This window comes from Alkalihalobacillus pseudalcaliphilus, assembly GCF_028610675.1.
GTDB classification, from domain to species: domain Bacteria; phylum Bacillota; class Bacilli; order Bacillales; family Bacillaceae_D; genus Alkalihalobacillus; species Alkalihalobacillus pseudalcaliphilus.
In genome coordinates, this window is the sequence record NZ_JAQQWS010000004.1 from 185,285 (window position 1) to 206,252 (window position 20,968).

Here is a 20,968-nt window from a genome sequence, read left to right on the forward strand (position 1 = left end):
TTTAAATGATAAGGGGTATGAAAATGAATCAAAGGAAATTTAATAAATGTGTCATGTTTCTCTTTCCAATGTTAACTCTTTTTATCGGTGGTTTTTATTTTAGTCAAGTTATATCGGCCGCAGAAGAAACGAATGATGAGGAAGATACGTTACCTGATCCTATTCAATCAGATATATTCGTCGAGAGAGTGGACGGTTTGTCGGAAGATTTTATTCGTGGTGTAGATATTTCAAGTATCGTTGCTTTGGAGAATAGTGGTGTTACTTTCTATAATGAAGCGGGTGAAGAACAAGATATTTTTCAAACCTTAAGTGAAGCGGGTGTCAATTATATCCGTGCCCGTATTTGGAATGATCCCTTTGATTTGGATGGAAATGGATATGGTGGCGGTAACAATGATTTAGAGACGGCCATTGAGATTGGCCAAAGAGCGACTGAACATGGTATGTCATTGTTGGTGAACTTTCATTATTCAGATTTTTGGGCAGATCCAGCTAAGCAAGATCCACCGAAAGCATGGGAGCAGCTCGATTTTAATGAAAAGAAAACGGCTGTCTATCATTTTACAAAAGATAGCTTAGTAGCCTTACGTGACGAAGGAATTCACGTTGGTATGGTACAAGTAGGAAATGAAACGACAGGTGCATTTATTGGTGAACATGATTGGGGAAGGATGAGTACATTATTTAATGAAGGCAGTCAGGCTGTGCGTGACGTGGACCCTAGTATATTAGTGGCCCTTCATTTTACAAACCCAGAAACAGCTGGTAGGTATGAAACGATCGCTCGTACATTAGCTGAACATCATGTAGACTATGATGTGTTTGCGAGTTCTTATTATCCATTTTGGCATGGGACGTTAGAAAATTTAACTCATGTATTATCAGAGGTAGCGACTACTTATGATAAAGAAGTACTCGTTGTAGAGACCTCATATACATACACGGAGGCAGATGGTGATGGGCATGCCAATACAGCCCCACAAGAAACGGGACAAGTCTTAAACTATCCAATCACCGTTCAAGGTCAAGCAAATGCTATTCGAGATGTGATTGAGGCTATAGCAAATATTGGAGAAAAGGGGATAGGTATATTTTATTGGGAGCCTGCATGGTTACCGGTAGGACCACCTGAGCAACTTGAACAAAATAAGCAATTATGGGAGCGCTTTGGCTCAGGCTGGGCATCGAGTTATGCAAGTAGTTATGATCCGGAGGATGCTGGTGCTTGGTATGGTGGGAGTGCTGTTGATAATCAAGCCTTATTTGATTTTAATGGTTACCCTTTATCGTCCTTACAAGTATTCAACTATGTATATACAGGTGCAGTGGCAGTAAAAAAAATAGATGAAGTGGAACGGATCAACGTAATTGTCAATGTCGGAATGGATATTAGCCTGCCGATGGATGTGTTAGTTACGTATAATGATGGAAGTTCGGAAAGAGTTCCTGTTTCTTGGAAAGAAGATATGATAACTGAAGCATTAGAAGGTGGACTAGGACGTTATGTCATTGATGGTCATCTTGAAGCGGGCCAAATGATTCAAGCATCTGTTAATATTGTCCCAGAGAATCTCATTCTAAATCCGAGCTTTGAGTATGATGAGCGCTCTATGTGGGCGGTGAGGTATCCTCAAAATGTACGTGCACATACGCAGTTTTTGTATAACCGTGCCGATGCAAGGACTGGTGACTATTCTTTGCATTTTTATTCGGAAAATTTAATTGATTTTGAAGTGTACCAAACACTAACGGGGATCGAACCAGGCTATTATCATTACTCGGCATTTTTTCAGGGGGGAGATGCGAAAAATAGCGACATGACTCTATTTTTGGAAACGGGTGGTGAAAGGTTTTCTGAAGAAATGGAGGTTCACGGATGGAATAATTGGCAAAATCCAACGCTTGAGCGAATTCTTATCTTAGATGGAACAGTAACAGTAGGAGCAAAAGTTCAAGCAGAAGGTGGAGCTTGGGGAACGCTAGACGATTTCCAACTTTATTTAATTGAAAGTGTGGAAGTGGATGATGAAACGGAAGAGCTACCTCCAACCAAGGAAGAAGAAGAAGAATTTTCGGGTCCGGACGTGAGCGAAGATAACGAAGAAGAATTACCAAAAGAGGAATCTATAGAATCGGATCATACGGATTCTTCCTCAGGGCATGATGACGACAAATCTAGTAAAAGTGATAAGACTCAGCAGCTTCCAAACACAGCAACGAATGCCTATAACTTTTTATTATTAGCCTTGCTATTTATCGGAATAGCAGCTGTGCTGTATCGAATAAAACAACTACGATGAAAGATAAAACTATAGTTTTCCGCCTCCACATAAACATATAATAAACTTGGTTATACGGTGGCTTTTCATTCAATTCGCTTTGCTCTTTGAATTGTGATATTTGTTTTTAATTGGATTTAGCTTGTTTATTAGACTGCTCTTGATTACTTTTTATTTATTTTATATGAAAGTTAGTGTGAACATAGAGCGTTCTCGTTGCTACAGAAATGCTCGCTCCGCGTCTTGCGGGGTGGCTCCGAACTAACCGGCTTCGCCGGTGGATTTCGGCTCTGCCACTATTTCCCGCGAGAGTCTCCGCGGCATTTCTTCCGCTGGGTATTGGTGCGTCTTATACACTTTCATTCTTGTTTGTCGGAGCTAAAATCAGCTCCGACACTAACAAAAATGAAAGTCATCTATCGCCACCATAAGATATCAAGGATTTGTGCAGATACTGAGGCAAAACCTTGGAGTATAAATGAAAGTGAGGATTAGTCCTTTCCAACTCAGCTCTTGATTCAATTTGGTTTTGCTTCTTTATCTATTGGTAGTACATTATTGTTTAAATCATTTTTTTGTATGAGAAGATCACTAACCAAGAAGCCTGCATCAACCGGAGCGATCTTCGAAGAAGAGCACATCGCTTCTAGGGTAACTTTCATACAAAACGCCCATGTCGGAGCAAAAATGACTCCGACACCAACAAAGATGAAAGTGGTGTCTGGCTCTTTAACTGGTGGAACTTCATTTAATTTGATTTTGTCTTTTTCATTTAAAAGAATGGTGTTAGATTTTTTTATTTGAGATTTAGCAGTAAACCAGCGGGCGAGTCATGCGGAGACTCCCGTGAGACGTAGTGGCAGAGCTGAGATCCAGCGGAGTAGCCGATTAGCTCCGCACCACTTGATTGTTCTCGGAGCATGATTTTCGGTAGCGATGAGCAACGCTTCGTGTTCGCACTAACTTCCATACAAAACCCACATGGCGAAGCCCCAGTCACTTCGCCACCAACAAAGATGAAAGTAGTGGCGACTTTTTAAACATTTGGCACGTTTACAACTCGATCACCATCAGGAGTTAGCCGCACAAACAGGGAGCACTGTCCTGCTAAGGTCATCTATCGCGAGATGGATGACGAGCTAACTTCACGGCACAAACTATCGTCCCTAAGTGCACTTTCATACAAAAAGCTGCCCCATCTATAAATGAGGCAGCTTTTCCAATAAAAACTCAGAAGTCTAATGTGCTGAGCTTAGAAGTAAACCCGATTCAAAAATCGGTTCCAAACAATCCCGAAATTCCTGAATCGTAAATGGCTTATGAATAAAAATAAGCTGATGAACATCCGAATGATAAGCAGGCTGATGTTCTGTCGTCATGATGACAATCACTTTTCTCTCGTCTATTTTATCTATCTCTGTTAAGACGTCTGTGATAGGGATATCATCTAATTGGTCACTTATCATGTAAACATCACTTTCCAAAGAAGAAACTGTATGTAGAAAAGAATGACCACCGTCAAATGCATGAACATGAATCCCCATCTTATGTAAGTGGTACTCAATCAATGTTGCATGAGCTGGTTCACTTTCAAGTAAAGCTATAACATGATGACTCATGAAGCTCCTCCACCCCTAATAATGATTTCTATACTTCTATCTTAAAAGCTATACTCGTACAATTCAATGATTAATTTTATCCTTTAATTGGCTAAATATAATAGGACTTTTTACCGTTTATATTCCCCGCTTTTGCCCCCCGTTTTTCTGGATAAAAAGGTTTGTCCAATGATCATCCCTTTATCGATTGCTTTACACATATCATAAATCGTTAAGGCTGTTGCACTAGCTGCGGTTAAAGCTTCCATCTCTACACCTGTTTTGCCTTCGGTTTTAACCTCAACCGTTATATGAAGGATGGATTCTGATTGATGATTTTCCCATTCGAATTCAATATTAACCCCATTAAGCGAGAGGGGATGACACATTGGTATCCACTGTGATGTATTTTTGGCGGCCATCACACCAGCAATTTGCGCTACCGCCAATACATCGCCTTTACCAATCTTTCCTTGTTCCATTTTTTCATAAATCTCGTTCGAAACTTGAATGCTTGATTTTGCAATGGCTGTTCGTACGGTTACATCTTTGCTCGAAATATCGACCATTTTTGCTCTACCTTGTTCATTAAAATGTGTAAGTTTATCCATCATTTTTCCTCCAGATCTTATCGTCTTGGTTTAGTATAAGCTAAATGCTTAGATTTTGAAAATAAGAATGGAAGTTTCGAGCCCGCTCCGTGACAGGGTGAAATATCTGAATAATACTACTCTTTTTAAGAAAGTCTGAACTTGTGCTAAAATAAGCATACAATGAATCGTGAAGAAAGGGGTTTTGGCTATGTCAGTTTCTGAGCATAAAGCAGCCGCAAAGCAAGCTATTCGCTGTACGGTCATAACCGTTTCAGATACAAGAACAGAAGAAACAGACTCAGGCGGTGCTCTATTAATGCAAATGTTAAAAGACGCTGGTCATATCGTTGAACATTATTTCATTATTCAAGATGAAACGTTGATGATTCAAGAAAAGATAAAAACCATTGCGTCATTAAAGAGTTCAGATGCCATTTTATTAACGGGTGGTACAGGTATAGCAAAAAGAGACCATACATATGAAGCGGTACAAGTATTGTTAAATAAAGAAATGACGGGGTTTGGTGAGTTATTTCGTTATTTAAGTTTTGTGGAGGACATCGGTTCCGCCGCCATATTAAGCCGAGCTGTTGCCGGTGTTTATCAAGATACGGCAGTGTTTTCTATGCCTGGGTCTAGGGGAGCTATTAGGCTTGCGATGCAGCGTTTAATTTTACCAGAACTCGGACATGTCGTTCGTGAAATAAAAAAAGATTTATAATGGATGTAGGGAAGGTGATTGTATGGTGGAAAAAAGAAAACCAATTCAAGTTGCAGAGGCTGTCTCAGCTGTTTTAGAATTTGCCAAAACGAGTGAAACAGAACTTGTCTCTATTGATGATTGCGATGGACGTTATTTAGCATCTGATTTGGTAGCTGATCATGATGTACCGCCTTTTGACCGTTCACCACTTGATGGTTTTGCGATTAGAGCTACAGATACAGAAGGGGTATCAGAATCAGAACCGAAAAAGTTTAAAGTCATTGAGGAAATTGGAGCAGGGAGTGTGGCAACACAGATTCCGGGTGCAGGTGAAGCCATTCGTATTATGACAGGTGCTCAAATCCCTCAAGGAACAGATACGATTGTGATGTTTGAATTAGTTTCTGAATATAAAGAAGATGAACAAGCTTTCTTTACTCTAAAACAGAGCTTTCAACCGGGTGATAACATTTCTTTTCAAGGTGAGGATGTAAAAAAGGGGCAAAGCCTGACACCGAGAGGTACAAAAATAACACCGGGTATTAAAGCGTTACTTGCGACATTTGGTTATGCAAAGGTGGTTGTTTTTAAAAAGCCTCGAATAGGTATTATTGCAACAGGCAGTGAGCTGCTTGGTGTCGATGAACAGCTTCAGCCTGGGAAAATTCGAAATAGTAATGCCTACATGGTCGCTTCTCAAATTAAGAAGGCAGGAGCTGTGCCGGTTTATCTTGGACAACTTGTTGATGATCTCGAAGAAAGCTTTTGTAAAATAGATACAGAACTACAAAATGTTGATATGCTTATTACAACTGGTGGCGTATCAGTCGGGGATTTTGATTTATTACCAGCCATATATCAGCGTTTAGGTGCGAACGTATTATTTAATAAAATTGCGATGAGACCAGGAAGTGTAACGACGGTGGCAGAAGTAGAGGGTAAGCTATTATTCGGGCTATCAGGAAATCCGTCCGCTTGTTTTGTCGGGTTTGAATTACTTGTCCGTCCGATTATCTTAACAAGTTTTCTTTCTACAAAACCGCATTTACAAAAAGTAAAAGCGACATTAACGGTCGGGCAATCAAAAGCAAATCCCTTCACTCGTTTTATACGAAGCTCTGCCGAGTTTAAAGAAGGTCAGTTAGAGGTAAAGCCTACAGGACTAGATAAATCAGGAGTAGTTGGCTCGTTAGCCAATGCCAATGCTTTGACAATGCTACCTGGAGGAACCGATCCTTTTCCACAGCACTCAACGGTGGATGTTTTATTATTAGAAGGAGAAGGAAGCGAATGGCCATGGTAGTTGAGCCAATCATTTGGCAAATAAGTGGTTATAGTAATCGAGGTAAAACAACTCTCGTAGAAGCACTTATAAAAAAAATAACAGCTCATTCATTAAAAGTAGCGACCATTAAACATCACGGACACGGGAAAAAATTGGCTGCTTTAGATACGGGTAAGGATTCGTGGAAGCACAGACAGGCTGGAGCAATGGGCAGCGCAGTTTTTGCAGCCGAAACTTTGCAAATTCAATTAATGAATGACGTTGAGTGGGAGCTTGAGGATTTACTACCTTTATACAAAAAAGCTCGATTAGATATTATCCTGATTGAAGGATTCAAAAATAAACATTATCCCAAGTTAGTGATTATTAAAGAGGAATCGGATTGGGTGTTATTGCAGGAATTACATAACATTGAAGCCGTGCTTGTTTGGGATAAGCAGCTCATAAAAAATAGACAAGAAACGATACCATATTTTTTGATTGATGATATTGACCAAATCAGCAAATGGTTATTTGGAAAATGGGGAGTGTAAGATGGAAACTAAACAGTTCTTACTAACAGATAGCGAGATTCATATCCAAGATGTTGTAGCGAAGGTCGAGGATCGCAATGCGGGTGCCATTAATTGTTTCATTGGTACGGTGCGTGAATTAACACACGGGAAGAAAACGTTGTATTTAGCTTATGAGGCGTATATCCCAATGGCCGAGAAAAAGCTTGCTCAGATTGGTTCTGAAATTCAGGAGCGTTGGCAGAATACGAAGGTAGCGATTACTCATCGGATTGGTGAATTACAAATTAGTGATGTTGCCGTTGTTATCGCAGTTTCGACTCCTCACCGGAACGATTCATATGAAGCAAGTCGATATGCGATTGAACGAATTAAAGAGATTGTACCTATTTGGAAAAAAGAGCACTGGGAAGATGGTCAAAAGTGGATTGGTGACCAATTAGAGAAAAAGGCATACCCGGAAGGGGCCCCAGGAACGGAGGATTTAAATGATTAAAGTATTATTATTTGCAGAACTTAGTGAGCAAGCAAATGCATCTGAGCTAGAGTTAGATGTTGTAGGTCAAACCATTGCTCAGCTCAAGGAGATTTTAGCTCATGATTTTCCAAACATGTCTATTTCAAATGGAACGATGATAGCTGTAAATGAAGAGTATGCTTTAGATGAGCAGGTAATTAATAAAGGTGATGTCATCGCATTAATTCCCCCTGTAAGTGGTGGTTAACGGTTGAACACACGTTGTATGTATTCTGAATAAGCTATCTATATAAGAAGTTATGGTGGTGAGGACATGGAGGGCAAATACGGTGATTAGCAGGAGCGTGGGTTCAAGCATTAGGAAACTTATATGCAGCACTGGGTTCATCTTTGCCTGAAAGTCAGGAAGTACGATCACATCAATTGAATGTTTATGGAAATGAACTTCAAGCTTTTGGTGGAGGGGTTCAATATGTTAGTGCCTTACAAGTTCAGAGAGAAGATGAGATAAGTGGTAAGACAGAAGACGAGCAGCAGGGCCATCGCTCAGCTGCTTTAACTTTGTTTTTTGGCCCTTTTGGATTTCCTGATGTCGGGCGGGTGGATGGATGGGAAGATGCTGGAGGTATCATTGGTGTTTCAGGGAATATATTCTCGTTATTTGGTTTAACGGATATTGTCACATCGGTTAAAGCAGAGCAAGAGATATTGGGGGTTGGTGGTAATTTCCTACAATCTTTAGGAGCGTTTATTTCTACCCTCGCTTCAAGTGACGAGCCTTATACTTTAGCTTATCTTGGTGGAGTGTGGCAGTTTGTAGGAGCTGGCTTACAAGGAATTGCCGGATTAATAAAAGGGGTAGATTGGTTGAATATATTTGGGTCATGGGTCCAGTTTCTTGGTGCTCTTTTTGTCGCTATTGCTATCATGGTAGAATTAGAAATAGAAGTCACTCAAAGTAGGGGAGCTTATGAAGGATTTTTTAATCAAATATGTTGATAATGGTGGTTTTATACTAGCGTTGTGGGTAGCTACTGGTATCGGGGCATCGGTTATACGTTGGAACACTTTAGGTTTAGATGGCTTTCATTTAGCTGTAATCGATCGGTTCCATGATAATCAAATTCTTTTCTCACCGATTATTATGGCTTTGTTTATTTTAATGGGTGCTTTTTTTATTCATATTGCTAGTGAAGGTTTACATGCATTGAGGAACTATCGGGGGAGATGGAAGATACCTCTAGTTATTGTCACTTTTGTCACCTTGCTGATTGTTGTTTATTTACTCGTTTCTTCAATGGTGGGACAAGCAATGGCAGGCTTTTACTTATCTGCTGGTCAAACCGTCATTTTACTTGTATATATAGGCTTTCAATATGGATTCCATCATCATAAAGTAGTTGCCAAATCAATTCGTCCTTATGTATCTAGATTTTTAGAGAATAAGGAGAACTAATCGATAAAATGGCTTTAAAAAGACATGGTCCTTTGGGTTGTGTTTTTTTGTTGTTTTGTTAGTTTTCGCTAGTTGTGCAGTGAATTGAACCATTCCGTTTCATGATGAATAAGCTACTGTATGATTGATTCGTACGGTGGTGAAGAGTATGTTCGATGCAATAATGGCGGAGCGAATTGGAGCTTGGGTTCAGACTATTGGTGCTTTTTTTACTTCATTAGCAGTCAGTTTACCTGAGGATGGAAGCAAAGAAGCTATAAGGAACACCAGTATGTATGGGAATCTTTTACAAGCTTTCGGTGTAGGTCTAGAAGCACTTGGTGTGGAAGAAGAGGAATTAGAGGCTAATGGTCAATCACCATTGTTCCCCAATCAATTGTGGAACAATTCAACTATTAATAATGAGGTGGCTGAGGAGTTTATTGATGGCGGAATCATTGAGATGGCGGGGCTTGTATTCATTGCATTTAGTCTAGATGAGACTTTGTCTGATGATGAGGACTTTAATAACTCTTTAGCTGTTGGAGGAGGTGTCCTTCAAGCGATTGGAGCCTATTTAACCTTGATTGCGGCAGAAGAAGAGCCATATGAAATGATTATGATTGGACGATTTCTTCTTTTTATAGGAGCCTCAGCATCGGCTGTAGGCGGTTTATTGGGTGACGTGAGGGCTTTAGACATATGGGGAGAATATCTTCAATTTATAGGAGCTTTACTTGTCGCAATTGCCCTCTCACCTCCATTTGATGAGAGGTTCGTGTAAAGGTACAGGAGTGAGTTAAAGGCTGAGGTATTATTGGTGAATATTGATGTAAGGAAAGACTTATCTAAATCGTAGGTTATTTATTATAGCGTTAATAGATATATTTATGGTTCTTTAATACGATTTCATTCATTTTGGAAGAGTATAGGTTTATGGATATATCAAAAATATAAGCGAGGAAATAACAACACAACAGCACTATAATCTCTGTTGTGTTGTGAGTCCCCCTCCAAAATGTAGACCGCTAGACTAGAGTAAACTTGTAAGTGGCTCCATTCCAAGGCGTCTCATTATAAAAAATCATTCAGTTATGAGACAGGGTAGAACTCTAAGTAGTCTAATAAAAAGACAATGCCACAAACGAATAAGGCGGCAAGGATGAACGTAAAGATAGTCGTTTTAAAGCTACGAGAACTTACCGCCACAAATGCTGTACATATTAGAACGAAGATGAGACCAAAAAATAATGAAGCTTCTGGACTAGTAGGTGTAATAAAGTCATGCCAACTTAAAAAATCCATGTGCTTTTCTCCTCTCATGGTTATCAAATCAAAGTGCCTTGCTGCTTAAATGTCATTGAATTATTTGAAACGAAATGATTCTTTCACTCGGTCGTGCCGCCATTCTTTTAAACTCGCAGATAAGGTCTTCTCTTCCTGTAACACTCGTATACGCCAATAAAGAGGTGGGTGTGGCATAAATTGAAATTCTAAAAATCGCCAGAGCCAGCCGGGGCGCTCTAAGGAAGGATAGGGAGTTGTCTCGGCTTCTTTTTTTCTTTTTTCATCAGCTTCCTCTAAATAGTCTAATGACTGCTCGATTGCTTCATCTTGAGCTTTACCTAAAGTTTCTAAACTAAGAGCCATTTGTATATGTTGATTTGGCATAATGTTACTAGCTAGTCGATCAGCTCGTACTTCCATCCATTGAGAGTAAAACGACTGGTAGATAGGGAAGAGCCAAATAATCATGAAAATTCCAATGGTAATGGGGATTGGGTACTCCTTTGCCCAATTTGTCCATTCAACGACGGGGTAAACAATGGCGATAATTAATAAAATATAAGGAATTCGTAACAATTGCCCCCAGAGCACATCTCTTTTTTTGACATGTATCGCTTCATGAGCGAGGATGCCTATGATCACATCATAAGGAAGCTTAAGTGTTTCAGATGTCAACGTAATCATGGAACGACCAATGCCCATACCAGAAGCAAAGCCATTATACGTTTTGGTGTCTGTGACATATAATTTTATAGAAGGTAAGTTCAATCGTTGGAATAATACATCAGCTTGGTCTAGAAGCTTTTGATCGTCCATTTCCTCAGCATCTGTCGCTACTTTTAAAATCAGGTCAGAGAAATATAGATTAAACACCCAAACGAGTAGAATAACAGCAACGATGATAGCTGAATGAATCTCAAGGAAAAATAATCCTACAAATATAGCCATATAAACAGATATCCCTTTTATTGCACCAGCAAAATAGAGCTTACCAATAAGTCGTTTCAGGTTACGAGGATGATAGAAAGGGAGAACTTCACTCTCGCTGATTCCATTTCCTTGTTCGAAAGGTGGGATATAAGCTCTCATTTTTTCAAGGGTAAACCTGTTGATATAAAGTGATTCCCCAGGGAAGTCTAAGCGAGCGACAGGCCCGCTAGCGGTGATAAAATCAGTTCCTTTCGTAAATAAAGTGAATAAAGGGTGGAGCTTTAATAAATCAACACCACTAAACGTCGAGATCGTTTCTATTTTGGAAAGTGGGTACTTACGTGCATCAAATGTAGCAATCATATAAAGCTCCTGCTCATCAGTGATATAAAAACGAGAACTCATTGTGACACTTAGAGCTTTAATGGTTTCAACGATACTATGAATAATGAGTAGTAGTGCTAAGAAAGAAAGTGTTCCGATTTCTGGACCAAACCAATATAAGATAATCGCTCCACTCATGACAATGATCGTGAGAATCGTTTCATATGCGAATTTTCGGTAATTACGTTCGATGCTACATTCTTGATAGTTTTTACTTCTAAGCTCCTTGGTCCATTTGCGTGCTTTCCTTTGACCTTCAAAAATGGTTGAAAGGCTCGAATAAGAGACGGCGGCAACAGCAAAAGGAATAAAAACATCAGGGAAACCTAAGTCGATATACAAAACGACAATCAAAGCAAGGGCCGCCATTCCAAGAAAGATATTGGCCCCCTTGTTACTTTTTTCACGAATTAAAGCCTCTATTAAAGCGATAAGAATCGTTAGGCCAAGGTAAGTCAGAATAGTAGTAGTTGTAGGTAACATGTTGGGATCACTCTTTCTGTAAATTGTTTAGAATAAAATCGTTTTCTAACTTGATTAAATCGTCCGTGCTAACGTAGGGGTTCATCGAAACTAAGGAATAACGTAAATCATTCTCATCCCAGGTTATACTTTGAAACTGCTCTGAGGAAAAATGAGCGGCCACTGTATGACGGAATTCAATCGTTTCTTCATGGAAAAATGAGCCTTCTAAGCTACTATCATCTGGTACTTCAAAAATAGTAAGAGTTACATATTCAATATCATCTCGTGTATAAATGAATGAAATTTCATTATGATACACACTATCAAAGACCTCAATGTCAGCGATGGAGATTCCTTCTTTATCTAAAATAAGAAAGTCAGTGCCTAGTAAATGCTGGGCTTCTTCTAAAGAAATACTTCTTTGTGGTAGTAATTCTTCCATATCTTTTAATTCGATGTGTTCAGGGATGGATAAGATAAAATCCTGATCTTGGAATTGGACATTAAAATCAAGTTCCTCATAAGAAGAGGTAATCGTTGAGTCGCTTGTTTTTCCTTCATATTTCAAAATGAATTTCGATTCTTGGTCAATCCAGACGGTAATTTCCTCAAATAAATTTTGTGAGGATAAGTTTTTCGCTTGTAATTGGTCGGTCGTTCGATTGATCAACGTTTCCTCTCCCATTTTTGTGAAAAAGACTTCATCAGTTTGAAGAGAGTTAAGTAATTGTTGGAGCATGTCTAGCTGTGTTTGGACGTCCTGAATCGGTAAATCGGCTTCTAAAGGGATTTGGAAAGCAAATTCAGAAATCTCATCATAAAAGGTCGTTAAGGAATCGATGTGAGATACATAACTTTTCTGACCTGTCTCTAAATCGGTTGATTCAATGTATGTTCGATTTCCTTCTCTTTTTTCCTCGACGATGATATTAGTGGTTTCATCATCGATGGTTTCGGTATATCGAACTTTGGCGTAGTAGTCTTGTTTCGTTTCAGCACTCACTAAATCATGTAAAATCTCTTCGGGTGTTATCGCTGCTTGTGCTTGGCAACCTAGTAATGTCATCACAAATATAAGGAGTGGGAATAGTGTTTTTTTCAAATTAATCTTTCCTTTCTGGGATGCGGCAGGCGATAAGCGTGCCAAAATTGTGCTCGGACCAAATCTTTAATTGACCTGCTTGTTTTTCAATTAGTAGTTTGGCAATACTTAAGCCAAGCCCTGAACTGCCTTTTGTTCTGGCTTGTTCGACCTGGTAGAAAGGTTTTTGAATAAGCTCTAAATGCTCAGAAGGGATATAGGAACCCTCGTTTTGAACGAGCAAGAGTGTATCAGCACCTCTAAATGCTTGTATGTCTGATTGAAAGGGTGGAAATACCGCTTTAGGTAATGGGCATGATGAGTCAATAAGTGTAAGATGAATCGTTTGTCCTCGTACGGTATGTCTGACGGCATTATCTACAAGGTTATCGACTATGCGACTCATTTGTTTTGGATCTAAATCATAATGTTGCTCCGTGTTGATTAACGTTTTAATATGTAGTTGTTTTTCAAGTCCTAATTCCTCATAACTTGTTAACAACATCTCGAAAAATTCTTCACCATCAACCTCAACTAAATTCGTTTGATAATGGCTTGATTGAATCGTTGAGTATGTAGACAAATCATTAATGAGTTGTTCTGTGTAATCAAGCTTATTAAGGACGATCTCTTTATACTCACTTGTTTCCCTTTTAGTTAAATATTGTTGTTTCCACAAAGCTTCCGAGTAAGTTCGAATGACGGTTAATGGTGTTTTTAGGTCATGCGAAAGCGAACGGACGATCCACTCTTTTTCCTTCTGCTCCTGCTGTAATTGCTTCTTTTGTTCGGTTAATGTCTTTTTCATCTCTTCAAAGTGTTGGTGCAACTGTTTTATCTCTTTAACGGCATTGCGAGGCGGTTGATTGCTTGATTCACCGTTTGCGAACTTTGTCATTTGTGCTTCAAGTTGCTTAATGGGATGGTTCAGTTTTTTATGTAAGAAATAAAGAATCGTGAAATAAATGATTAAAAAGACGATTGAAAACAAACTGAAGTAGAGAAAGCTATATTTCTCGTAAGCTACACGCCATTCTGAGTGATTGGAGCTAATCTCATAAATACCAACAGGCTCGCCTTGACTTAGAACAATATTTTTATAAATAAAGCCGTGAGGTCGAGTTTGTATAGCACCTAATTGTTCATAAATGTCCGTTGTTTGTTTAAAGGTGTAGTAGTTCCTTCCGTGATTTTCATGTGATTGGAATAAAATTAAGCCGTCATATCGATAAAGTTGAACCTGTAATGCCTCATTTGTTTTTTCTTGGAGGGGCTGATAATAATCAAGCTCATGAATTTGATACAACGTTGGGTCTTGTAACAAGGTTTCTAAATCATTAAAAGAAGCACGGGCACTGGCTTCTACCTGCTGACTCTCTTGGTGCCAATATTGTTGTAAGCCGGTATAGATGAGATAGAGCGCCAATAATGGCAAAATCATTACAACTAAATAACTCAGCATTAAATAAGAACGCAATTTCATTCCACTTCTACTCCTATAAATTGATAACCTATTCCCCAAACGGTTTGAATAAACAAGGGAGAACGTGATGACTCTTTTAGCTTAGCTCGCAAACTTTTCATATGGACAGTGACGGTTTTGCCATCATCGAGTTCTTCTTCAAACCAAACCTGCTCATAGATTTTACTTTTTGAGAAGGTGCTGAGCGGGTTTTTAGCGAGAAGAAAAAAGATCCCTTTTTCCTTGGCGGTTAAAACGACTTTTCCTCCATGTAATAAAATATTCTCATGTTCGAAATCGACTTGTAAGCCACCTTCATAGTTAATGATAGTAGGTGTGTGGCTAGATTGCTGATAACGATTATATCTACGTAAATGTGAATAAATACGTGCGGTCAACTCATCTAAACTAAAGGGCTTTGTTATATAATCGTCTGCACCGATATGAAAACCTTGTATTTTCTGATGATCCTCTGAATGAGCACTGATCATAAGTAAAGGTATATCTGAATGATTTCGAATCGACTGGATGAGTGTATAACCGTCTAATCCGGGTAACATTAAATCAATTAAAGCTAAGTTGAATTCGTGTTTATGAAAGTCCTCAAGACCTTCATGTCCAGTTGTCGACCAAGTAACATCAAAGCCATTTTTCCTTAAATGATCGCAAATGATTCGAGCAATTTCCTGGTCATCTTCTACTAATAGAATCGCATTGTTCTGCATCCAAATTCCCTCCTAAAACTAACACCATTATACTAGTTTTCGACAAAAGCGTTTTTAATTTTATAATTTCTTTAGAATTAAGGATGCATGGGGCTACGTGAAGTAGAAGAGGGTGCAACTTTGAGGGAATTAGAATCGCGGTATTGGTCGGGCTGTAGAAGTGGAAAGCCCGAGCAAACGCCGAATCGTGGGGTTGCGAGCTGGAAAAGCGGGAGTAACCCCGAGCAAACGCGGAATCGCGGGGTTGGGGGAGGGAAAAGGTGGAGTAACCCCGAGCAAACGCGGAATCGCGTGGTTGCGAGCTGGAAAAGCGGGAGTAACCCCGAGCAAACGCGGAATCGCGGGGTTGCGAGCTGGAGAAGCGGGAGTAACCCCGAGCAAACGCAGAATCGCGTGGTTTCAAGCCATACTTAGATTAACGATGTGAGGTGTATACATCTCTTCGTGTGAGATCAATCAGTTCTTTAAAGAAAGATTCAGGTAGCAACTTTTGCGATGCCTCGATGTTATCAATTAGTTGTTGCATCGTGCTTGCTCCTGCAACAACAGAGGCAACAACGGGATGGAACAAACAATATGTTAAAGCTAATTCATTTAACGTATGCTGTTCTTTTAGATTGTTTAGAGCAATGACTGTCTCTCTTAATTCTCGAGCAGGGTAGGAGAGGTAGCCTTCTTGTTTTACTTTTGTAGGCAGCTTATCAAAAGGTTTTTCTGTGAGTATGCCTTTTGCAACAGGACCTCTAGCTAACACACTAACTTGGTGTTCTTCTAGATAAGGAAATAACTCTTCAGGTCGACGGTCGAGTAAACTATATTGCATCATCACACTGACAATAGAAGACCGTTCAACAAACTGTTTAATGACATTCGGACGTATAGATGAGATGCCATATTCACGAATGAGCCCCTCTTTTTTAAGTTCATCAAAGGCTTCAATGGTTTCATCAATGGGATCGTCCGTTGTTCCGCCATGTAATTGATAAAGGTCAATATAATCCGTTTGAAGTCGATGAAGACTGTCTTTCACTGCCTCTTTTATATAGGCTTTAGATGGGTCCCAATGCCAGCCGTCTTCACCACGAGTAAAACGATTGCCGACTTTGGATGCGAGGATGACCTCTTCACGTCTCCCTTTGAGAGCTTTACCAACAAATTCTTCATTAAGACCTTGGTCGTAAAGGTCTGCTGTATCTAAATAATTTATACCGCGGTCAAGAGCTGCATCTAAAATCGCAATCGCCTCTTGCTCATTCGTACCAAGTGACATACAACCTAATCCAATTGTACTCACTTCAAGACTAGAATGACCGAGTTTCCTTTTTTGAATGTTCATGTCACATTAACTCCTTTTTATTAACGTTTGCCTATAAAAATTATACCTTTTTTCGAGTAGAACTAAACTAATTTATATGAAAGTGTATTTAGGGGCGATAGGTTGTGCCTTGAAGTTAGCTGGTCATCCATCTTGCGATGGACGACCTTAGCAGGACAGTGCACCCTGTTTGTTCAGCTGACTCCTAATGAATATCGAGTTGTAAACGTGCCAACTGTTTAAAAGGTCGCCACTACTTTATCATTGTTAAAGGCGAAGTGAATCAGGCTTCGCCACGAGCGTTTTATATGAAAGAAGGAAGTAGAACGAAAGTAAGTCGATGTGAATAAGCTTACTCTTTAGAGGTGACTGTAGTTCGAAAAAACGACCGCATGTAATGGGACCGTTCTTTCAATGGTCTAATTAATATAATCCGCAATACCATCCGCTATTGATTTAGCGACTTGATCTTGGTATTGTTCGGTAACGATGATTTGGGCATCGTGTTGGTTGCTTACAAAACCTAATTCTAATAGGATAGCAGGCGCCATACTCTCTCTGATTACTTTAAAAGGCACTTGTTTAATACCTCGATCGTGTAGTGGAAGTCCTGAGCGATTGGATGCATGAATCGATTCTGCTAATGGTAATGAAGGAGTGGAGTAATAATAAGTAGTAAACCCATTAGCTGCAGGCTCTAATGAAGAGTCATAATGGATACTGATGACAGCATCGGATTGCTGTTTATTTGCAATGGCAACTCTCTCATCTAATGTAACGGTCACATCACTGTTTCTTGTTGCGACAACATGGGCTCCACGTTGTTCAAGTTCAGCTACCACTTTATTCGCTGTTTGTAACACGATGGTTTTCTCGAAAATATGTTTGAATCCTATTGCTCCGGGGTCTCGACCGCCATGTCCAGGGTCAATCACGATCGTATAACCATTCAAGTTATTTGAATGACCTGTTTGTGTTCGATTTGGTTCCTGTGATGCTGGTTTTTCTGTTAACCAAGAGGCAATCCAGCCAGTTTCAGCATCATTTACTCGAATTTGTAGCCAATCATTTTCTTTATGTAACACTTGAAATTCGTTACCTATATTTGCTGAACCTATTACTTGGCTGTTAATGGAAGGCGCAGAACGAATGATGCTATTTTCACGCTGTATGGTCACAACGTCTTTATGAGTGTTATCGTTTAAGTCTAAACTTCCTTGTACGGGTGCTAAATAATAACTTGCAACCCAGGCAACCTCTCCCTGGTAATAGGTTTGTATCCAACCGAACTGTTCGTTAAAAGAAACTAGTTGATCCCCCTTTTTTAATTGTCCAACTATGTCACTTGTCCCAGAAGGTTCACTGCGCAGATTGAGAGTTTGAGAGATTACTTCATATTTTTCTGAGGCGTTGGCTACTACCGATTCGTTTAAAGAAAAGACAAAGAATAAGAAAAGGGCTCCCGCACAAATCAAAAAATGAGACATAATGTGTCTATTAAACATGATCAATCCTCCTAGTCTATGATTTATTAGGAGCTTACCCGTTCCAAACCTTCGTGTAACAGTTTAAGTAGAATAACCCCTTCATTACCTAGAAAGTTAAGTCTCACTCTAGGTCTTAAACATGTAAAAGTGATAGAGTGAAAAAGTCATTCCTTTTGCCTAGTAAAAAGTCGATGTGCATACCCGAAGCTAAATTTGACACAATTTTTATATTGAAAATTGGGCATTTACTAGGTATATTTAATGTATGCGGTTACAAGTAACTCTTTGTCTATTAATTTAAACGTTTCAATTATAAGGAGGCGATTTCAAAACAAATGATGGAGGGTGTCCGTTGAATAAAAAGCTAGTTGTTGTTTTAGTCGGTATGATCGGGATCGTAGGATTTTTGTTTTATTGGTTGTATCAGCAAGAGCAAAAAGAAGAGGCTAATCAAGTAGATTCTAGTATAAGTGGCTATGATGAGCTTATGGAGTTGGCTCGAGATACGTATGCTTTTTTTGTGGAATTTACAGATGAGCGGACTGGATTAACAGCAGATCGTGTTGATTTATTTGATGGGGAAGATGTATATGAACAAACATCCCCGACGAATATAGCGATGTATGCTTTAAGTCTGGTTGGCGCTGTTGAGTTAGGTTTTGAAACGAAGGGCCAAGCAAGTGAGAAGATAGCGATTCTGCTGAACACATTGGATGAAATGAAAACGTGGAACGGCTTATATTATAATTGGTACTATACACATAATGGAGAATTGATGAATGATTGGGGTCAGTTCATTTCAACGGTGGATAACGGGTGGTTAACGGCAGCCTTAATGGTGGTAAGTGAGTATTTTCCTGAGCATGATGGGCAAGCGGAACAGCTCGTCTCCAATATGGATTACTCGAAACTTTACAGCAAGTCAGTTGGACAATTTCATGGTGGTTATGATGTCGCTGAAGGCAAACTAACCGATCACCATTACGGCCTTCTTTATTCAGAAACGAGAATTACGAGCTATGTAGCGATAGGGAAAGAGGATGTACCACAGGAACATTGGTGGAAGTTATATCGTACATTCTTACCTGAGGATACGTGGCAAGCACAAGTTCCTACAGGTGACTATGTGAAATACGATGGCCATTCTATTTATCAAGGTCATTACGAGTATGAAGGGATTCAGTATGTACCAAGTTGGGGAGGAAGTATGTTTGAGGCCTTAATGCCAGCCTTACTTATTGATGAAAAATCACTTGCTCCTCAAGGGTTAGGGTACAATAATGAACAGCATGTAAAAGCTCAAATTAAATATGCTGAGCTTAATGACTGGGACATTTGGGGGTTTTCACCCGCAGCTATTGAAGGAAATTACTTAGAATTTGGTGTACCCGTTCTAGGTGCAGGTGAAGGTTATCCTGACAACGGAACCGTTACTTCACACGCATCCTTGCTTGCGTTAGAATATGCATTCGAAGAAGTTTTAAGCAATGTAGCGACATTGAAAGAGTACGGTGCATATGGTGAATTTGGTTTATACGATACGGTAAGTATCCAATCAGGCAAGGTTCACCAAACATACTTAGCACTTGATCAAGGGATGATCCTAGCATCAATTGTCAATTATTTAACGGATGGTAGGTTACGTCACTACTTTCATCAACATGATGCTGGCGAAAAACCGATGCATTTATTAAAGGAAGAACAATTTATCCTCGAATAAAAGTAATTTTTGAAAACGCTATTGTATTCGTTTTCACCATCGTATATAATTTAATTGAAACGTTTCAATAGATTGAAATGGTTTAGATTATGACAAAGAGGTTAGAGCATTGCCAACATTAAAAGATGTCGCAAAAAAAGCCAGTGTAAGTATCGCAACAGCTTCATATGCGATCAATGGAAGCAAGCTAATTACAGAAGAGACTAGAAAAAAAGTGTTACAAGCTGCAAAGGAGATCGGTTATCGGCCTAATGGTGTTGCCAAAAATCTTAAGAAAAACCGCAGTGAGATAATTGGCCTCTTTCTTAGTGGCTTTACCGGACCGTTCTTTAATGAGCTTCTAGAAGGAATTCAAGATGTTGTGATACAACGAGGATATGAAATGGTCGTTTGTGCAACAGTTGACAAACATCGCTTACTGATTGAAAAGCATGTCGATGGTGCGATTATCTTAAACTATCATATTTCCGACCAATTGGTAGAGGATATTGCCCAAACGGGACTCCCTATGATCTTATTAGATAGGGAAATTTCTTCTGAGAATACGCAAAATGTAATTTTACCGAATGAAGAAGGGATTACGTATTCAGTAGAACATCTTGTTCAAAAAGGGCATAAACGCATTGGTTTTATCGCGGGTGCGGATGATTCTTATGATGGTGAAACGCGTCTAAAAGGTTTTAGGAAAGCGATGAAAACCCATGGCCTCATATTTCATGAAGAGGATTTAATTCGTGCAGATTTTACCGAAATAAGTGGCTTATTAAGTATGAAGCACTATTTACACAGTTATCAAGATTATCCAACTGCTTTTATTTCAGCCAATGATGAAATGGCGATGGGAGCCATCAAGGCGGCCAAGGAACATGGCATGAGTATCCCTGATGATATGGCTTTTATTGGCTTTGATGATATTGCTTTGGCTTCATACTTTCAACCGCCTTTAACGACTGTTCGAGTGCAAAAGAAGCAGTGGGGTATGGAAGCAGCTAATCGCTTATTTGACATGTTGGAAGGTAAAAAGGCAAGTGTTAGCCATTCTGTTCCAATCGAGTTTATTGAGCGTCAAACTACTTAGTTCATAAAGAACAACTCATACAGAAAGATAAAATATCTTCTGTATTGCCTTTAATTGAAACGTTTCAATTATTTGAACTTTTTTACATTTTTATGTTAAATTTTCTGACATTAAACGCAAACAATAGAATGAAATGTCATTCAAACGA

At 39.3% G+C, this 20,968-nt stretch carries 20 protein-coding genes and 1 pseudogene; 11 read left to right on the plus strand and 10 right to left on the minus strand.

Features of this window, described 5'->3' with window-relative positions:
* The first annotated feature begins 23 nt into the window (after positions 1-23).
* Positions 24-2,303: a glycosyl hydrolase 53 family protein gene (locus tag PQ479_RS10940; RefSeq protein WP_053070513.1), complete on the plus strand. Its 2,280-nt coding sequence runs from the start codon at positions 24-26 to the stop codon at positions 2,301-2,303.
* Between the two features lie 1,217 nt (positions 2,304-3,520).
* Here the strand turns inward: PQ479_RS10940 and PQ479_RS10945 are convergent.
* Positions 3,521-3,901 carry a DNA-binding transcriptional response regulator gene (locus PQ479_RS10945; protein ID WP_047990368.1) on the minus strand — a complete coding sequence of 127 codons (381 nt, stop codon included), beginning with the start codon at positions 3,899-3,901 and terminating at the stop codon, positions 3,521-3,523.
* Between the two features lie 110 nt (positions 3,902-4,011).
* On the minus strand, positions 4,012-4,491 hold the full coding sequence (gene moaC, locus PQ479_RS10950) for a cyclic pyranopterin monophosphate synthase MoaC (protein ID WP_047990369.1): 480 nt from the start codon (positions 4,489-4,491) through the stop codon (positions 4,012-4,014).
* Positions 4,492-4,681: 190 nt separating this feature from the next.
* On the opposite strand from moaC, the gene PQ479_RS10955 reads away from it, so the two are divergent.
* The 8 genes and pseudogenes from PQ479_RS10955 to PQ479_RS10990 all read left to right on the plus strand — a co-directional run bounded on the left by PQ479_RS10955 (position 4,682) and on the right by PQ479_RS10990 (position 9,670).
* Entirely contained in the window at positions 4,682-5,194 is a 513-nt protein-coding gene (locus tag PQ479_RS10955; protein ID WP_047990370.1) for a MogA/MoaB family molybdenum cofactor biosynthesis protein, read from the plus strand.
* Positions 5,195-5,216: 22 nt separating this feature from the next.
* Positions 5,217-6,479 (plus strand): molybdopterin molybdotransferase MoeA, encoded by a 1,263-nt coding sequence (locus PQ479_RS10960; RefSeq protein ID WP_047990371.1) that lies wholly within the window; start codon positions 5,217-5,219, stop codon positions 6,477-6,479.
* A complete protein-coding gene (gene mobB, locus PQ479_RS10965) occupies positions 6,467-6,994 on the plus strand; it encodes a molybdopterin-guanine dinucleotide biosynthesis protein B (protein ID WP_047990372.1) in 528 nt (175 codons plus the stop codon). Before PQ479_RS10960 ends, mobB begins: the two co-directional genes overlap by 13 nt.
* Position 6,995: 1 nt before the next feature.
* Positions 6,996-7,469, plus strand: coding sequence for a molybdenum cofactor biosynthesis protein MoaE (locus PQ479_RS10970; protein WP_047990373.1), 474 nt, complete (start codon positions 6,996-6,998; stop codon positions 7,467-7,469).
* Positions 7,462-7,698: a molybdopterin converting factor subunit 1 gene (gene moaD / locus PQ479_RS10975; protein WP_047990374.1), complete on the plus strand. Its 237-nt coding sequence runs from the start codon at positions 7,462-7,464 to the stop codon at positions 7,696-7,698. Before PQ479_RS10970 ends, moaD begins: the two co-directional genes overlap by 8 nt.
* Positions 7,699-7,799: 101 nt before the next feature.
* A pseudogene (locus PQ479_RS10980) lies at positions 7,800-8,450 on the plus strand (DUF6944 family repetitive protein); the annotation flags it as partial.
* Complete coding sequence (locus PQ479_RS10985; protein WP_047990376.1) at positions 8,422-8,907, plus strand: hypothetical protein; 486 nt, start codon at positions 8,422-8,424, stop codon at positions 8,905-8,907. The pseudogene PQ479_RS10980 and the gene PQ479_RS10985, both read left to right, overlap by 29 nt.
* A gap of 148 nt (positions 8,908-9,055) precedes the next feature.
* On the plus strand, positions 9,056-9,670 hold the full coding sequence (locus PQ479_RS10990; protein WP_047990377.1) for a DUF6944 family repetitive protein: 615 nt from the start codon (positions 9,056-9,058) through the stop codon (positions 9,668-9,670).
* Positions 9,671-9,978: 308 nt separating this feature from the next.
* Here PQ479_RS10990 and PQ479_RS10995 read toward each other — a convergent pair whose 3' ends face one another.
* The 8 genes from PQ479_RS10995 to PQ479_RS11030 form a co-directional block, all read right to left on the minus strand.
* Positions 9,979-10,191 (minus strand): hypothetical protein, encoded by a 213-nt coding sequence (locus PQ479_RS10995; protein ID WP_047990378.1) that lies wholly within the window; start codon positions 10,189-10,191, stop codon positions 9,979-9,981.
* Between the two features lie 60 nt (positions 10,192-10,251).
* A complete protein-coding gene (locus PQ479_RS11000) occupies positions 10,252-11,970 on the minus strand; it encodes a M56 family metallopeptidase (protein ID WP_047990379.1) in 1,719 nt (572 codons plus the stop codon).
* A gap of 7 nt (positions 11,971-11,977) precedes the next feature.
* Positions 11,978-13,054: a LolA family protein gene (locus tag PQ479_RS11005; protein WP_047990380.1), complete on the minus strand. Its 1,077-nt coding sequence runs from the start codon at positions 13,052-13,054 to the stop codon at positions 11,978-11,980.
* A 1-nt stretch (position 13,055) separates the two neighbouring features.
* Entirely contained in the window at positions 13,056-14,516 is a 1,461-nt protein-coding gene (locus tag PQ479_RS11010; protein WP_047990381.1) for a sensor histidine kinase, read from the minus strand.
* Positions 14,513-15,220 (minus strand): response regulator transcription factor, encoded by a 708-nt coding sequence (locus tag PQ479_RS11015; protein WP_047990382.1) that lies wholly within the window; start codon positions 15,218-15,220, stop codon positions 14,513-14,515. The genes PQ479_RS11010 and PQ479_RS11015 overlap by 4 nt, the downstream gene beginning before the upstream one ends.
* Positions 15,221-15,349: 129 nt before the next feature.
* A complete protein-coding gene (locus PQ479_RS11020; protein ID WP_273716979.1) occupies positions 15,350-15,601 on the minus strand; it encodes a hypothetical protein in 252 nt (83 codons plus the stop codon).
* Positions 15,602-15,635: 34 nt separating this feature from the next.
* Positions 15,636-16,550, minus strand: coding sequence for an aldo/keto reductase (locus PQ479_RS11025; RefSeq protein WP_047990511.1), 915 nt, complete (start codon positions 16,548-16,550; stop codon positions 15,636-15,638).
* A gap of 404 nt (positions 16,551-16,954) precedes the next feature.
* Positions 16,955-18,040 carry an N-acetylmuramoyl-L-alanine amidase family protein gene (locus tag PQ479_RS11030; RefSeq protein ID WP_053070514.1) on the minus strand — a complete coding sequence of 362 codons (1,086 nt, stop codon included), beginning with the start codon at positions 18,038-18,040 and terminating at the stop codon, positions 16,955-16,957.
* A 334-nt stretch (positions 18,041-18,374) separates the two neighbouring features.
* On the opposite strand from PQ479_RS11030, the gene PQ479_RS11035 reads away from it, so the two are divergent.
* Together PQ479_RS11035 and PQ479_RS11040 are read left to right on the plus strand one after the other, a co-directional pair.
* Positions 18,375-19,742 carry a glucoamylase family protein gene (locus PQ479_RS11035; protein ID WP_273716980.1) on the plus strand — a complete coding sequence of 456 codons (1,368 nt, stop codon included), beginning with the start codon at positions 18,375-18,377 and terminating at the stop codon, positions 19,740-19,742.
* Between the two features lie 109 nt (positions 19,743-19,851).
* The gene (locus PQ479_RS11040; RefSeq protein WP_047990384.1) at positions 19,852-20,820 is read left to right on the plus strand and encodes a LacI family DNA-binding transcriptional regulator; all 969 of its coding nucleotides are present in this window, start codon (positions 19,852-19,854) and stop codon (positions 20,818-20,820) included.
* The last annotated feature ends 148 nt before the right edge of the window (positions 20,821-20,968 follow it).